Genomic DNA, 17,547 nt, shown 5'->3' on the forward strand with positions numbered 1-17,547 from the left:
TTTTAAATGGCTTTTTTACGGTATCTTCCTTTTATTCGTAGGTTTTTAAGTTACACTTTCATTACAATTTGTAAATATTGATATGATTAAACATTGACACGAATAAAATATGATGATAATATATTGGGCATAAGGTGATTAATATGTGCAAAAAATGATCAATAAACAAAAAGGAGGTACTTAAAATGTATTTAAACAAGAAAACGGTGTCTGATTCTGCGAAGTGGCAACAGGCTGGGGTCACTGGCATTGCTTATGATTACGAGCAGTTTGTGAAAACAAATATAGAAACGCCGCAATGGGTTCATTTTGGCATCGGTAATATTTTCAGAGCTTTTGTTGCGTCGCTGGCCCAGAACTTGCTGAACGAAAAACAAAGCACCGTAGGAATTGCTGCCGTCGAAGTCCATGATGAAGAAGTGCTGGAAAAAGTATACGTGCCCCACGATAATTTGAGTCTGCTGGTTATCATGAACGGAGATGGATCATTGGAAAAACACATTATCGGCAGCATCAGTGAAAGCCTGTTTGCTGATCCGTCTAACCAGCAGGACTGGGCCCGGGTGCAGTATATATTTACGTCACCATCACTGCAGCTGGCCAGCTTTACCATTACGGAAAAAGGCTATGCCGTGTATGATTTTTCCGGTAGTTTTACCGCAGACGTGCAGCACGATTTAGTTTACGGTCTGACAGCGCCCAAAAGCATGATGGGTAAACTAGCCGCATTGATGTATGCTCGTTTCAAAGCCGGAGCCTTTCCTATTTCTCTGGTCAGTATGGACAATTGGGCTCGAAACGGAGAAAAGCTGCAGCGTGCTTTCGATACGATCTGCAATAGCTGGGCAGAGCGGCATCTGGTGGAACCAGAATTTTTAAGGTATATCCGCGATCCGCAAACCGTAGCTTTTCCGTGGACCATGATCGATAAGATCACGCCGCGGCCCTCCCGTTCAGTGGAACAGCAGCTGCTGGCATTGGGCATAGAGGGCAACGAAGTATATTGCACGCAGAAAGATACGCATATTGCGGCCTTTGTCAATGCTGAAAAACCGCAATATTTGGTAATCGAGGACGATTTTCCCAATGGCAGGCCGCCGCTGGAAAAGGCGGGCGTTATTTTCACGGATCGGGATACCGTAGAAAAAGTAGACAAAATGAAGGTCTGTACCTGCTTGAATCCACTCATGACGACATTGGCCGTATTTGGCTGCACCATGGGATATACTCTGATGGCAGATGAAATGAAAAATCCTTATTTAAACAAGCTGGTTCGCAAAATTGGCTATGACGAAGGCCTGCCGGTTGTAACAGACCCCAAAGTTATCTGCCCCAAGGATTTTATCGATGAAGCTGTCAATGTGCGCCTTACCAATATTTATATGCCTGACACGCCGCAGCGTGTAGCAACGGATACCTCGCAAAAGGTGGCGCGTTTTGGTGAAACGATAAAATCATATCTGAAAAGTGAGACGCTGGATCCGTTGGACCTGGTATACATCCCCTTGGCGATTGCCGGCTGGTGCCGCTATCTGATGGCTGTCGATGATGCGGGAAATTCCTTCAGTCTAAGTACGGATCCGTTGATGGAGGAATTACAGAAGAATATTTCTTATTTGAAATTAGGTGATTCTGACAGTGTGGGCGAGAATTTGCACCCTATTTTATCCAATACAGAAATATTTGGTCTTGATCTGTACGAGGCAGGTCTGGGCAAACGGATAGAAGCAATGGTGGGCGAACTGATTGCTGGTCCGGGTGCCGTTGCCAATACATTAGAACGTTATTTACATTAAGAAAGAAGGAATGTACATGAAAGCCATCTGCATTGAAAAACCGGGAGAAATCCATGTCGCGGAAATTGCGCTGCCGCAGCGTAAGGAAGGCGAAGCACTGATCGAGGTTAAATCGATGGGCGTGTGTGGGTCTGATGTAGCCGCATATCGGTTTAACCATCCCAATTGCCATTATCCACTGATTATTGGACATGAAATTGCCGGCATTGTCAGAGAAATAGGGCCGAATGCCACTGGCATTGCCGCAGGAGACAGAGTCGTATTGGATCCGTACTTGTATTGCGGACACTGTTATCCCTGCTCGCAGGGACATACGAATTGCTGTGAATCGCTGCATGTACTGGGCGTACAAGTAGACGGCGCCATGTGCGAATATGTTGCACATCCGGCAGATATGCTGATTAAAATCCCTGACAGCATGACATGGAAAGAAGCAGCACTGGCTGAACCACTTACGATCGGTATCCATGGTATTCATACGATGGGAGTGCAGGCAGGAGAGCATGTTACCATCATTGGGGCGGGTACCATCGGCCTCATGGCAGCATTGACAGCCAAGGCCTGTGGCGCTGTTCCCATACTGGTTGATGTGGTTGACGGACGTCTGCAGAAGGCGCGGGAAATGGGACTGGAATATACCGTCAATTCCCTGACGGAAGATGCAGAAGCATATATCCGGGATCTGACCCATGGCCGTATGTCCGAAACGGTAATGGAAGCCTCCGGTGCGGAAGCCGGTATTGCAAACGCGCTGCGCTATGCTTCCTATTTGGGACGGATTGCGCTTACCGGATGGCCCAAAGGCGATGTGACGCTCCCGACAGCATTGATTACGCGAAAGGAATTACAGGTACGGGGTTCTCGGACCAGTGTTAATGAATTTGCGGAAGCGATCGATCTTATCTCTCAGGGCAAGGTAGATGTCAATCCGTTTATTACCGTGGCGGTCCCTTTTGAAGAGCTGCCGGAACACATTATAGGACAGGCACAGCATCCGGATACCTACTTAAAAATAGTAGGACTGTTATAATACCTAATTCTAAAGAGCTCATAAGGAGGACCTATACGATGAACAGCATGATGTTTGACCATTCAAGAAAATTTGATATCGTGTGCAGCGGGCGTATTGCTGTCGACTTTAATCCGGTAGATTTAAATCAGCCCTTGGAGGATTGCACGACCTTTAAAAAATATCTGGGCGGCTCTCCGGCCAATATTGCGGTAGGAATGGCACGTTTCGGGAAAAAAGTAGGATTTATCGGAAAAGTATCCAAAGATCAAATGGGTACATTCGTTACCAAGTTTTTTGAAAAAGAAGGCATTGATACGACACAGGTATGCCAGGCCGGACAGGGTGAATTTATCGGTCTGACATATACGGAAATATTAAGCCCTACGGAAAGCAGCATTCTCATGAATCGCAACTTTGCCGCTGATTTATCGCTGACGACTGATGATGTATCGGAAGATTATATTAAGCAAGCCAAAATTTTTCTTATTTCCGGAACGGCGCTGGCAGCCAGTCCGTCACGAGAAGCGATGCTTTTGGGACTGCGGTATGCCAAAAAAAACAATGTCAAGGTTGCCTTTGTATTGGATTATCGGGGCTATACCTGGAAATCGAAAGAAGAAGTATCCCTGTACTATTCGTTCATAGCAGAAAACAGTGATATTCTCATCGGATCCCGCAGTGAATTTGATTTGATGGAAGCTACGCTGTTTAATGATAAAAACGATAAAAAATCGGCGCAATTCTGGTTGGACAAGGGAAATCAAATTGTCGTCATTACCCACGGCAAAGACGGTTCTACGGCCTATACGCAAAACGGTGAATCCTTTTCCATCAAGCCTTTCCCGGTCAAAAGCCTGAAAGGCTTCGGCGGCGGCGACGGCTATACCTCGGCCTTCTTATATGGTCTTACCGAAGGCTGGGATATCATCGACTGCCTGGAATTTGGCAGTGCCTCAGCGGCCATGCTTATAGCCAGCCATGCCTGCTCGCAGGATATGCCGGATACGACAGCTGTCAAGGCTTTTATCAAAAAAGAAAAAGAAGAATATGGGGAAATGATAGCCCGAGTTTAAGGAGGAAAATAATATATGCCGTTACTCATACTTGCATTGGGAATCGTCTTATTGTTTATATTGATTGTAAAATGTAAGCTTAACAGCTTTTTATCTTTAATCGTTGTATCTATGGTTATTGGCCTGGCTGAAGGCTTACCGCTGCTGAAGGTCATTCCGTCTATCGAAAATGGGGTCGGCGGCACGCTGGGGCATCTGGCACTGGTTATCAGCTTTGGGGCGATGCTGGGCAAACTCATGGCTGACAGTGGCGGTGCGCAGCGGGTTGCGACGACGCTGATTGACAAATTTGGTCGTGACCATGTCAAATGGGCGCTTTGCATTACCGGATTTGTCGTAGGGATTGCACTATTTTATGAGGTAGGTCTGGTACTGCTCATTCCTATCGTATTCACTGTCGCTAAATCAGCGGATCTGCCGCTGCTGGAAGTAGGCGTTCCCATGACTGCCGCACTTTCCGTTACGCACTGCTTTTTGCCTCCCCATCCGGGACCGACGGCTATTTCTGTTTTGTATAATGCCGATATCGGCCTGACCTTATTATATGGCATCATTATTGCGATTCCGACAGTCATCATTTCCGGTCCCTTGCTGTACCGCACGATGACGGATCTGCATCCGGCTATTCCGGAAGGCTTGTCGACCTCTAAAACGTTTACGGATGAAGAAATGCCAGGCTTTGGCGTGAGCCTGTTTACCGCGCTCATTCCGGTATTTCTGATGGCATTTGCCTCTATTACAAAGCTCATATGCCCGCCGGACAGCTGGATCAATGTCATTATGGCTTTTATCGGCAACCCGGATATGGCACTATTTCTGGCGGTAGCGGTAGCCATTTATACTTTTGGCCTGGGCCGCGGCAAGGCTATGCCGGAAGTAATGAAATCTCTGGAACAAGGCGTGCTGGCTATTGCCATGATTTTGCTGGTTGTCGGCGGCGGCGGTGCGTTCAAGCAAGTACTGGTGGATAGCGGCGTCGGTAATTATATTGCCCAGCTGGCGGAAAGTGCGCCGTTCTCACCGCTCATTCTGGCTTGGTTTGTTGCTTCCGTCATTCGCGCCGCTGTTGGCTCGGCTACGGTCGCAGGCCTGACGACGGCCGGTATTATGGCACCTATTGTCGCCGTTACGAACGTAAGTCCGGAGCTCATGGTATTGGCTACTGGGGCCGGTTCTGTCAATTTTGGCCCCCCCAATGATCCCGGATTCTGGATGTTCAAGGAATTTTACGGCCTGACAATGAAGGAAACCATTCGTACCTGGTGTGTCATGGAATGTGTAATAGGGATTTGCGGTATCCTTGGGATTTTAGCCCTGAACGCAATTATTTCATAAAGGAGAGAACGCTGTATGTCACTTGTAAAGATGAGTGCCCTGCTGGATAAGATTGAAGATAATTCATATGCTGTGGGATCGTTTAATGTATCTAACATGGAAATGGTGATGGGAGCGATCAAGGCTGCAGAAGATCTGCATTCTCCCATTATATTGCAGATCAGTGAAGGGCGGCTGCCGTATTCACCGCTAGCGCTGCTCGGCCCGATTATGGTTGCCGGTGCGAAAAACGCTGCTGTTCCTGTCGCTGTCCATTTAGATCATGGCGTAACGATGGAAACCATACAGCTGGCTCTTGATTTAGGCTTTACGTCTGTCATGTTTGACGGCTCCAAGCGTACTGTTGAAGAAAACATCGCCATGACAAAAGTCGTAAAAAAGATGGCGGCGGTATATGATGCGGATATAGAAGCAGAAATCGGCCGGATTGGCGGATCTGAAGGAACCTACAGCGCGGATGAATTGATTACCACTGTCGAAGAAGCGAAATATTTTGCTGATGCGACAGGTACGGATGCGTTGGCTGTTGCGATTGGCACGGTGCATGGCCATTATCGGGAAAAACCGGATCTGCATATAGAACGCCTCAGGGAAATCGCCTCCGTCGTTTCGTGCCCGTTGGTTCTTCACGGCGGTTCGGGCATTTCTGATGCTGACTTTCGGAGATGTATACGCGGCGGGATTCGAAAGATCAATATTGCTACCTCTTCCTATGATGCCGTAGCCCGGCATATCTATGACCGGGCACAGGAAGACAGGCACGCTTCCTATTTTGACTTCAGTGCCGCGGCTGCAAAGGGCACTTATGAAAATGTAAAGCGCCACATGCTTGTGTTTGGCACAGAAAACAAAGTGAAATAAACCGACTGAATGAAAAATACCCTTGCGCAGGATAATGTGTTATCACCCTGCGCAAGGGTATTTTTGATAATGACGGTAAAAGCTGACGCCGGTCATATTTATATTGTCACTGGTCAGATGACAGGGAATTTTGTATAATAGTACCAATGCAGACGCCTATGGCTTGCGGAGGAGGAAGATAGTCATGTTGGAAACTAAAAATGGAATCACGTTTGCCACGTTTGATATATTGAATAAGACTGGAACAGTTACTGCCGCGGTTTCAGCACGCACCGGCGGAATAAGCCGGCCGCCCTTTGATTCGCTGAACATGAGCTTTTCCAGCGGCGATGTGCCGGAGCATATCCGGGAAAACAGGAAGCGCTGCCTGGAGGCCCTGGGAATTGATCCGGTCCGGATCATCAGCTGCAATCAGGTACATGGTATTCATATTGAGGCGGTGGGAAAAGACGACTGCGGCCGCGGTGCGTTGAATCGGCAGGAGGCAATTGCCGATTGTGACGGACTGATGACCCATGAAGTCGGAGTTCCGCTGACGATGAATTTTGCTGACTGCACGCCTCTTTTGTTTTATGATCCGGTTCGGCGCGTTATCGCGCTCAGTCATGGCGGCTGGCGCGGCGCAGCGCGGAATATCGGTGCCGTTACCCTGAAAAACATGCACGATGCCTATGGTACGAAGCCGGCGGATGTGCTGGCGGCGATCGGGCCGACCATACATGACTGCTGCTTTGAAGTGGGCGGTGATGTATTACAGGCATTTTCTACGGTTCTTCCTGAAGCGGAAGTACGGCGGCTGTCCCGGGACAAGGAGAATGGAAAATATTATTTTGACCTGCCCGGCGCCAATAAGGCACTGCTGCTGCAGACCGGTATCCTGCCGGAGCACCTGGAGGATGCCGGTATTTGCACCGGCTGCCGTGAGGAGTTGTTTTATTCGTATCGGAAGGCGAGTTGGCGTAAAGAAAAAACAGGCCGTCACATGGCGGTGATGGAGCTGAAGGAATATGCGTGATATACGGATTATCAAAGGGCGCTATATCGTGCCGGACGAAGAAACGGCATTGAAGCTGGCCGGGTATCGCAGCGGCAGCCCGGATTGGGAAACAGGCCGTGCACGGTTTCAGGAACTGGAACCGGAAATCAAACGGCATATACAGCCTAAAGCAGCGCTGGCTTTTATCGAAGACCGGCAGGAGCGGGGGCTTTTCATTATACTGACTCTGGGTTCTGCCGTCACCAGACGGGCTGACGCTTTTTTTGACAGCCGGGATTATTTGAGTGGTGTATTGTTTGATGCCATGGCTGGCAGCTGCTTATTTGCGTTTGAAAAACAGCTGCTGCCGCAGATTAAAGTTATTTGTCAGGAAAAGGGCTGTGGTATTGCATGCCGGCATGAAGCTGGGATGGATATTCCCTTGTCCGTACAAGCAGAGGCCGCTACCGCCGTAGCGGCAGAACGCACGCTGGGTGTCCGTGTAACGGAGGACATGGTACTGCTGCCGGCCCAATCCATGTGTATTGTATTTGACCTCTCTCGTGATCCCTCTGTATTTCGACTGGAGCATGACTGCCGCAGCTGTACACAAAACCACTGCCCTACGAGAGGGGGAAAAACGGGTGCGCATATACCCTGCCGCAACGGCCAAAGCGTATGGCAGACACTGCAGGAACAGGGCATCTTCGTCCCGGCTCCCTGCGGTGGCAAGGGTCTATGCGGAAAATGCCGGATCCGTGTCTGTCAGGGGCAAATCCCCGTTACCGCGGAGGATGCTGCCTTTTTTTCAGCCGCAGATCTGCAGAATGGCTGGCGTCTGGCCTGCCGGGCTATTCCTGACGAAGACATAGAAGTGATCGTTCCCACCTGTGAAACCAATATATTTGCGTCTTTGGGAAGTCCCCGGGACGGGGTGAAAGAGCCTGCCGATCCCAGTCACAGCTATGGCGCAGCCGTCGATATCGGGACAACGACGCTGGCCGTAGCTCTCGTCGACATGACGCAGCGCCGTATTGTGGATACGGTCACGGCACTCAACCGGCAAACCCGCTTTGGCGCTGATGTCATCAGTCGTATTCAGGCTGCTAATATGGGACGCGGCAGAGTCTTGCAGCAAGCTGTTCAGCAGGAGCTGCTGCGTATGCTGCAGACTCTGCTGCACCGGTACCAAGGTCTGCAGGTGACGCGAATAGCCGTTGCCGGCAATACGACAATGGAACATCTTTTCATGGGATATTCCTGCAGCGGTCTGGGGACTTGGCCATTTTCGCCTGTTTCCTTTGGCGGCGAGACCGTTCCGGCAGTTCAGGTATTCGGCAAGGACAGCCCCGCTTGGATGTCTGCGTGTACGGTCACGCTGCTGCCCGGTATCAGTACCTACGTAGGCGCCGATATTACCGCAGGCTTATGGGCCTGTGGCCTGCCGGGCAAGGGAGGGCCGGCTTTATTTCTTGATCTGGGAACGAATGGTGAAATGGCCCTGGCAGCTGATGGCCGGATCACCGTGGCCTCCGCTCCGGCAGGGCCGGCGCTGGAGGGCGGCAACATTTCCTGCGGCACCGGCAGCATTCCCGGAGCTATCTGTGGAGCGGACATGCTTCATGGACGGGTGCAGCTCCGTACGATTGCGGATGCGCCGCCGGTGGGTATCTGCGGTACCGGTGTTATCGAAGCCACTGCCATGCTGCTCAAGTCAGGCATACTGGATGCCGCGGGTAAGCTGCAGGAGCCGTATTTTCATGACGGATTTCCACTAGCGCAAAGAGCTGACGGGGACACCCTTCGTCTGACACAAAAGGATATCCGGGAAATTCAGATGGCCAAGGGGGCTATCCGTGCCGGCATGGAGGTCCTCATGGCGCATTGCGGTATAGGCAGTGAAGCTCTTGCTCAGGTATATGTGGCAGGCGGCTTTGGTTACTATCTGAATCCGGAAAAAGCAGCCGCCATTGGATTGCTGCCGGCTGACTGTATCGGACAGGCGGCGGTGTCAGGAAACACGTCGCTGGCTGGAGCGGCAGCCGTATTGACAGATGAACGCGCATTGGCGGATATGCAGTATATCTGTCGGATTGCGGAAGAGAATATATTGGGAAATGACGATATGTTTCAAACTCTATATATACAGTATATGAATTTTGACATATCGCGGCCGCTGCCATAAAGACGGCTGCCGACAGGGGGGAAGAAAATGACGAAAGAAGAATTTCAGAAGCTAGTAGAACATGGCGTGGTCATGCTTGACGGGGCGACAGGTACTAATCTGCAGCAAGCGGGCATGCCTATCGGTGTATGCCCGGAACAGTGGATACTGGAAAACAGGGACGTTATGCTGGATCTGCAGCGTCGTTTCGTTGAGGCAGGGACGCAGATACTCTATGCGCCGACCTTTACGGGAAACCGGATCAAGCTGGCCGAATATGGCTTGGAAGAGCGGTTGAAGGAAATAAATGGAGAATTGGTACGGCTCTGCAAGGAAGCTGCCGGCGGCAGGGCTTACGTAGCCGGGGATATGACCATGACCGGCCGGCAGCTGTATCCTATGGGAGACCTGTCATTTGATGAATTGGTCCAAATTTATAAAGAACAAGCCCAGGCGCTGTATGAAGCCGGCGCCGATCTTTTTATCGTAGAGACGATGATGAGTCTCCAGGAAACGAGAGCCTGCGTTCTGGCGATAAAAGACGTCTGCGACCTGCCCGTCATGGCCAGCCTGACCTTTGAAAAAGATGGCCGTACACTATATGGCACGCCGCCGGAAGCGGCTGTCGTCGTCCTGCAGGGACTTGGCGTCGATGCGGTAGGCCTCAACTGCTCCACCGGTCCGGAGGATATGGTCGATACGGTACGATCCATGTATGCCTATGCGGATATTCCTGTTCTGGCCAAGCCCAATGCGGGGCTTCCTATATTGGAGGACGGCCGGACCATATATAAAACGACGCCGGAGGAATTTGGCCGGGACGGCCGTCTCCTCGTCGAAGCCGGCGCCCGTATCGTCGGTGGCTGCTGCGGCACGACACCGGCCCATATCCGGGCCTTGGCAGATTCCGTGCGTGATATGGTGCCCCTGCCGATCCGTGCCGCAATGCGCCGCGTACTGGCGTCAGAACGAAGCGTTGTAGAGGTGCGTTTGGATGGTCCCTTCCGGGTTGTCGGCGAACGGATCAACCCGACCGGTAAAAAGAAGCTTCAGGCAGAGCTGCGGGAAGGCAAACTTGATCTGGTTCGAGCGATGGCGCGGGAACAAGAAAAAAACGGCGCGGCCATCCTTGATGTCAATATGGGAACCAACGGCATTGACGAAAAAGAAATGATGCTTCGTTCCGTCTATGAAGTCACAGCTGTTTCCGGCCTGCCCTTATGCATTGATTCCAGCTTTCCTGAAGTCATCGAAGCGGCGCTGCGGATATATCCCGGCCGGGCTCTGATCAATTCCATTTCCTTTGAAAAAGAAAAAATGAAGCGGCTCCTGCCTGTCGCCAAAAAATACGGTGCTATGTTTATTCTGCTGCCTGTTTCCGATCAGGGGATTCCTCAAACCCTCGAAGAAAAACATGACGTTATCCGGAATCTGCTGCAGGAAGCCGCAGTCTTTGGTTTTACCAAAGAGGACGTCATCGTCGATGGCCTCGTCGCTACGGTAGGTGCTTCACCGTCAGCGGCGCTGGACTGCATGGCAACCTTTTCCTATTGCCGGCACGAGCTGCGCGTCCCGACGGTTTGCGGCCTGTCAAATATTTCTTTTGGCTTGCCGGATCGGACTTATGTCAACATGGCCTTCCTTTCCATGGCCATTGCCAACGGGCTTACTCTGGCCATTGCCAACCCCTCTCAAGACATGCTCATGAATGCGGCAGCCGCCTCAAACATGCTCATGAATAAGGCTGGCAGCGACATTGCCTATATCAAGCGGATGCAGTATTTTGACAACAAGGAAATCGAAACGCAGCGGCAGCGGCAGGCTGAATGGATGGCTGCCGGCGGTTTTACCGGTCCGATTGCGGACAGTGCTGCCCAGCCGGCAGAAGCCAAAGACGCGCTGGGCGATAACGCCGTGTACCGTGCTGTATTGGAAGGGGAAAAAGACCGTATCGTCCAGTGTGCCCAGGGGGAGCTCCAACGGGGCCTGGCCCCGGAAAAGATAATTGATACCCTCCTGATCCCGGCTATCAACAAGGTTGGCGAGTTCTACGACCAGCAGGTATATTTTCTGCCGCAGCTTATTGCCAGCGCCAATACGATGGAAACGGCCATTGCCTATTTGGAGCCGCTGATTCAGCATGGCGGCGATGAACGGGAAATGGCGACGATCGTGATTGCCACGGTCGAAGGCGATGTCCACGATATTGGTAAAAACCTGGTAGCTCTCATGTTGCGCAATTATGGCTACCACGTCATTGATCTGGGAAAGGATGTGCCGGCGGCTTCGATTATTGAAACGGCAATGCGGGAAAAAGCCTCCATCGTCGGCCTTTCCGCACTGATGACGACGACCATGATGCGCATGAAGGAAGTCATCGCCCTGGCATCAGAAAAACAATATACAGGCCGCATCATTATCGGCGGCGCCGCCGTGACGCCCAGCTTTTCCGATGAAATCGGCGCCGACGGATATTCTAAGGACGCCGCGGACTGTGTGAAGCTGGTAGAAAAGCTTCTGGCCTGATAAAGGAGCGAATGTGATGAAATTGCGAATACTGGTGGATAACTACACGCTCATCAATCAATAGTATCTGAGAGAACCTGGGGTCTCTTAGTATCTGGAGGACGACGGACGAGCCTATCTGTTTGATACGGGGTATTCTGATGTTTTCCTGCGCAATGCGGCATCCCGGCAAATGGAAAAAACAGTTTCCTATTTTGAGCAAATCAAGCCGGATTCCGTAGATGCCGCGCATTGTACGGATCTGGCGGCAAAATGTGCCTTGTCCCGGGTGACGTCTGTCGTCGAGGGCGGCGTCTATACCGTACGGCAGTGGATCTGACGGCAATACACGGCAGACACATATATAGATATATGAAAAAAATCTTCAGACCGTAACAGGGTTTGGAGATTTTTTTTTACAGGCCTACCTGGTACATACTGTGGCGTAATAGAAACGATGGCCCGTCCTTACGGAAAGCATCAAAAAACGCAAAAAGAAGAAAAAAATCCATCTTCTCAAAACAGATGAAAGACAGCATGCATAGTATACTCTTACTATACTATTTTGAAAAAATGTCCAAACGGATCATTTTTATGTCCGAATGGAGTAGAAGGATTGGGCTGTATTTGATATAATGGCAAACAGAAAATGATTACTGGTATCGAAATAGATACTATGTGGAAATGGAGAAGCCTTATGAACTATACAGCAGCAAGAATGCCTCGCCGTGCCTGGTATGCCGGCCTGTCCTGGGCTGTCGCACTGTGGCTGACGGCTCCCGTCCTGGCGGCAGAAAGTCCAGTGGGGGGGGGGGCAATAATTCGGTAACGACACGGGATGTCGTTGTGGAGGCGGACAAGGCGAAGGAGGAAGCGAAGTACAATTCGCAAAGTGTCACCGTCATTACCAAAGAAGATATTGCGCGCAAACAGGGGAAATCCGTGGAGGACGTGATTTTCAACGAAGTAGGCGTGACCAGAACCGTCGACACTATGGGTAAAGTAGGCATCTCTATCCGTGGGGCCGATCCTCGTCATACCCTGATTATGGTGGACGGTCAGCCCGTCCTGGGAGACGTGAGTAAATACAGCGGCAATGGCGACGAGCTCATGCGGATCGGCGCGGAAAATATCGAACGCATCGAAATCATCCGCGGCGCCGCCAGTGCTAAATACGGAGCCGATGCTATCGGCGGCGTCGTCAATGTCATTACGAAAGGGCCGAAGGATACAGCGGCTGTACAGTTTAATGCGGAAGGACGATATCATAGCTCACGATATACGAGTCCGTATGAATCGAGTGCCTTGCCGACCAACTTTTTTTTACGGGCCGACAGCGGCAAGGTGGGGAAATTCAGCATATCCGGATGGACATCCAAACGGGACATTATGCCGGTGTACAGTAAAGAGCGAGCTTATGGTGATGGTACAGACAATATGTGGTTTCAGCAGTTTAAGCCATCCCTGCGATATTACGGTGACGTGAAAAATAGCGGTGTTAGTGGTGCCTACGAATTTAATCCAGATCATAAAATAAATTTCAGCTTTAACAGCGAACGGGAAGATGTGGAACGGCGCAATAAGTCCGCTTTGGATATTGGCGGTATCTTTGAACCGATGCAAGTCTTCAACCGGAATATGAAACGAGATTCGTATTCTTTTTCATATAAGGGTAAGGGAGGTAATACGGACTGGACTATTGACTTCATCCACGGGAAGATGAGGGAAAATGATGTCGCGATATTGGATATGGGAAGCGGAAGTCAATACAGTGGGAGAAATACGTTAGCCAGCGTGGATTGGCTGGAACATGAACGAACGGATGTTAATGTAGGTATGAATACTGCTATTAACGACAAACATCTGCTAAGTTACGGATTTGGTCACATGCGGGAATGGGCGACAGGGACGCGTTTGAAAAGTGCTCCGAAGACACATATCGAAACGATTAATCCATGGGATTACGATAAATCTTTATATGTTGAAAAAAATACAGCGAGTGGTACAGATGCGCCACGTTCGTATGTCCATAATTTTGAACTGGTGCGCGATGGAAAAAGCTTTTTATGGGATAAGAATAAAGAATTTTATGGTGAGAAAACTCCTGGTTTTACGTATAAAGATGCGCTGATAATGAAGGATGATAATGCCCTAACTTCTATTGTTGGCGGTATGATTCATAATAAAGAAGCCACTTTAAATGAACTACGAGTAAAGTATGGTGTTGATCTTGTGAACCGATATGTTGCTTTTGACACAGCACTGAGACAAGAAAATAAATTGACTGATATTACGTTGGATAATTATAATAATCACAATCTTGATGTGAATGGCAAGATTACCAATGCTAAATGGTGGATGTCTCCGGTGCTGGCATATTATGGTTTCCTTACACCTTTAACACAAAATAAAGAAGATATTCAATATAATGGTAATTATTATGGACAGGGATTTGAAGATCGGGCAAATCAGGTTTCTGTCGGAGAAGCAGAAATCAATAAGACCTATGCCTATGTGCAGGATACGTGGCAGGTCAATGATCAGACTACGATTACACCGTCTCTGCGCCTCGACCACAGCGATCTCTTTGGCAGTCAGGTTACAGGAAATGTAGGACTTCTGCATAATGTCCATGGCAATCCCAAACGACGTTTCAAGGCCAATATCGGCACCGGCTATGCCGAACCGGGCATGGGCGAGCTCTATTATAATTGGGAAATGTTTGGCGCCGCCGGCAGTCATTTGGGGTGGTACTGGATCGGCAATCCGAATTTGAAGCCGGAAAAATCTCTCAATTTTGATGTGTCCCTGGAAGGGGAAAGCAATAAGACCTTTACCAAGGTCAGTCTCTTCCACAATGAAATCAAAGATTATCTGACCAGCTATTTTACGGGACAATTGATCGATTTTGGATATGGTGATATATATAATCGATATGGTTCGGATTTTTATCATCCCATGCCGGATCGGGTCTACAGTTTCCGCAATATCGGCAAGGCCAAGATTACGGGCTTGGAAGCAGAAGTACAGCAGAAATTCAACGATCACTGGTCGGCTAAGCTGGGCTATACACTCTTACATGCTGTCAATGCCAGTGACGACGACATGCCCCATAAGCTGTTGGATCGGCCGACCCATAAGGTGGACATTGGTCTGAACTACAAAAATACCAAAGGCGATTTCCGCGGCGCTCTCTGGGGCAGTTACTACATCCACATGCTGGACAGCAATTCTGTATCGACGGAAAGCCTCTTTGACAAGGATGAAGACGGCAACTATATCCGCAAAGAAGGAAAATATCAGGAAAAGACCTTTGGCATCTGGAATATACTTTTCGAGAAAGATTTCAGCAAGGATCTGACGGCCTATGTGGGCGTCGATAATATTTTTGATCACCGTGATGATGACCGGGCCTTTCAGGACCGGGTGTACCGCTTTGGCGTCAATGTTAAGCTGGAGGACTTAGGCGAAGCCCTGTCTCAGCCGTTCCATATACGGAAGGATAAACAGGGGAATCCTATCATTACGAACGTATACGGCGGCGACTGGTTCCTGAGCCGTCCCGGCGACCTGTTGGAACAGCGCAAGGCCGGTGATGTTCGTTTTTTTGGCGACTATCGTGTGCGCAGTAATATGTTCAAAGGCGAAGACAAAGTCGCGATGCGGGATACGAAGACAACCCAGCCCAGTGCCGCCGCAGCGAAAAACTATGCTGATAAAAGCGATCATGGTTTGGAGCAGCGACTCCGTGTCGGCGCCGATTACCAGATTGCTGACGGCCTGAACCTGCAGGTCGTCGGTTCCACGGCGAAACGGGATACGTCGTACAACGTGGCGGAAAAACGGGGCCTCCACGATCCGTACTTGGAACAGGCGGAACTGACGAAGAGCACGAAAAAATGGGACTGGTCCGTAGGCCGTATTTCCGAGCCTATGGGCGTGACGGGCTATTGGTTTGGCAAGGAGTATGACGGCGCTCGCGTCGTCTATACAGATCAAAAGACACAGGTCAGCGTGGGTTATGGTGATTTCAGCCAGACAACAGGTGTTACAGACAGTGCTTATAATCATAATGAATTGACGATGATTCAGAGAGCACCAACGATTGAAGAATTATTAGGACTTAGTCTGTATAAAATTGATAATGTACTTGGTGGTATTTATCAATATCCTGATTTGGTAAATGGAGCTGACGGTCAATTTGATTATCGCAAGAAATTTGATATGGCTAAAACTCCAGAAGAAAAGATCCAAGTTATGAAAGATTTTTTTGATGTTATGAAGATCGTATCAGATACCGCAGTAAAAGAATATGTTGGCTATAAAGGTTTTTATGAAGATTTAGTCGAAAGGGTTAATCCAGGAAAGAATCTTAATGGGCAACTTAATATTCAAGTTAAAACGAATAACGGTATGGTAGATCTTACTGATTCTAAAGCCCTGAGTGAAATCGTAGGGGAAGATAATCCTTATATGCTAAATATATATAAGAATATGAGTTTAGAAGATTGTTTGAATACGGATATTGTGAAAAGAAGACTTTCAGAAATTTTAGATAAGTCGGGAGCTGTTGCATATTATACAATGAATGGGGATCCATTAGCGGACAAAAATGCGGCTATCAACTATTTATTTACTTCTTATGTGGGACAAAATACCGCATATACGGTAACTGATTATAGTAAACCCTTTGGAACGCAGAGGACGATATATGGTGATTATGCAGTCTATAATATAATAAGTAAAATACTAGATAATGTTAAGTGGCCTTTAAATGAATTTCTTGCCAAGTATCTGAATCTAGGGACGGTCCCGCTTCCCGGTGGACCAATCACCTTTACCCAAGAAGGGTATCTCCTCAAACAAGACGTCATCCCCGCCATGGACCGGGCCGCTTATATCAAGGTACGCCGTCAGCTCAGCGACACCGTCGGCGTCGAAGCGTGGAAGCTCAATTCCTTTGGTCAAGGGGCTCAGGACTCCCACGGCCTTCACGACATGCAGATCGCCGACGTCCTCGGCATCGGCACGCAGATCCGCCTGGGCAAGCGGTCTATGCTGTCCTTTGACTACGGTCAGAACCGTTCCGACATGGGGAAATTCTTCCATGGCGGCCGCGATGCCTATGGTGATTACAGCGGCGGCCATACGCCGGACTTCTGGGTGGCCCGCCTCGACATCGGTATCGCCGATACGGACATGCCCGGCAGCTGGCACGCCTATCTGGATTACAAGGCCTTCGACCACGGCTCCTTCGTCGGCGGCACCGGAGCCGACCTGCCGGACCGCTACCTCGACGGCATCCGTTCCTTCACGACCGGCATCGGCTACGTCCCGGCACGCAACCTGCTCTTGGAAGCGAGCTATACCTTCGGTGCCAAGAGCACGCAGATGCGGGATACTCTCTATACGCCGGAAAACTTCCGTCTGGGAGATTATACGAGAGTTCAAATGACGTATAAGTTCTAGTTAACGAATTGCCGGACCGACCCTGAGTATGGCAGGGCCGGGCTCGATGAACCGAGCCACTACAACGCCTCAATACACAAGAGTTCCATATTGAATCATGCCCAGAGAGGGCCTGCTGTCTTAGCCTTTCGTAGGGGCGTCCATTCATGGCGCCCGCCCATAAATAGAGAACGGCATCGAGTCGTTCTCATACATAGAGATTCCTCGCCCAGACAGATTATGCGATTGGCCGGTACCGGCAGACCTGCTGTTTATACACGACAGCATATCTGCCGTATCATAGAGGCCCTGCGTTACCTCATTTCCGTGAGGGCCGAATCATTTTCTCGGAAGAGTCGAGACAGCTTGCTGTCCCG

The 17,547-nt window shown here is 49.7% G+C and carries 10 protein-coding genes; all 10 read left to right on the top strand.

The genetic code is table 11. From position 1 onward, the window contains the following. The first annotated feature begins 185 nt into the window (after nt 1–185). Nucleotides 186–1,796: a mannitol dehydrogenase family protein gene (locus AB840_RS00075; protein WP_048512786.1), complete on the top strand. Its 1,611-nt coding sequence runs from the start codon at nt 186–188 to the stop codon at nt 1,794–1,796. Nucleotides 1,797–1,812: 16 nt separating this feature from the next. Continuing rightward, entirely contained in the window at nt 1,813–2,826 is a 1,014-nt protein-coding gene (locus AB840_RS00080; RefSeq protein ID WP_048512787.1) for an alcohol dehydrogenase catalytic domain-containing protein, read from the top strand. Nucleotides 2,827–2,864: 38 nt separating this feature from the next. Further along, nucleotides 2,865–3,881, top strand: a complete 1,017-nt coding sequence (gene iolC, locus AB840_RS00085) for a 5-dehydro-2-deoxygluconokinase (protein ID WP_048512788.1) — start codon at nt 2,865–2,867, stop codon at nt 3,879–3,881. A gap of 15 nt (nt 3,882–3,896) precedes the next feature. Continuing rightward, the gene (locus AB840_RS00090; protein WP_048512789.1) at nt 3,897–5,216 is read left to right on the top strand and encodes a gluconate:H+ symporter; all 1,320 of its coding nucleotides are present in this window, start codon (nt 3,897–3,899) and stop codon (nt 5,214–5,216) included. Nucleotides 5,217–5,231: 15 nt separating this feature from the next. After that, the gene (locus tag AB840_RS00095; RefSeq protein ID WP_048512790.1) at nt 5,232–6,077 is read left to right on the top strand and encodes a ketose-bisphosphate aldolase; all 846 of its coding nucleotides are present in this window, start codon (nt 5,232–5,234) and stop codon (nt 6,075–6,077) included. Nucleotides 6,078–6,261: 184 nt separating this feature from the next. Next, nucleotides 6,262–7,092 (top strand): peptidoglycan editing factor PgeF, encoded by an 831-nt coding sequence (pgeF, locus tag AB840_RS00100; RefSeq protein ID WP_048512791.1) that lies wholly within the window; start codon nt 6,262–6,264, stop codon nt 7,090–7,092. Then, complete coding sequence (locus AB840_RS00105) at nt 7,085–9,238, top strand: ASKHA domain-containing protein (RefSeq protein WP_048512792.1); 2,154 nt, start codon at nt 7,085–7,087, stop codon at nt 9,236–9,238. The genes pgeF and AB840_RS00105 overlap by 8 nt, the downstream gene beginning before the upstream one ends. A gap of 27 nt (nt 9,239–9,265) precedes the next feature. Next, on the top strand, nt 9,266–11,743 hold the full coding sequence (locus AB840_RS00110; RefSeq protein ID WP_048512793.1) for a homocysteine S-methyltransferase family protein: 2,478 nt from the start codon (nt 9,266–9,268) through the stop codon (nt 11,741–11,743). 172 nt (nt 11,744–11,915) lie between these two features. Continuing rightward, nucleotides 11,916–12,062, top strand: a complete 147-nt coding sequence (locus AB840_RS17000; protein ID WP_159445778.1) for a hypothetical protein — start codon at nt 11,916–11,918, stop codon at nt 12,060–12,062. 344 nt (nt 12,063–12,406) lie between these two features. Continuing rightward, complete coding sequence (locus AB840_RS00115) at nt 12,407–17,191, top strand: TonB-dependent receptor plug domain-containing protein (RefSeq protein WP_152669405.1); 4,785 nt, start codon at nt 12,407–12,409, stop codon at nt 17,189–17,191. The last annotated feature ends 356 nt before the right edge of the window (nt 17,192–17,547 follow it).

The organism is Megasphaera cerevisiae DSM 20462 (genome assembly GCF_001045675.1).
GTDB classification, from domain to species: Bacteria; Bacillota; Negativicutes; order Veillonellales; family Megasphaeraceae; genus Megasphaera; species Megasphaera cerevisiae.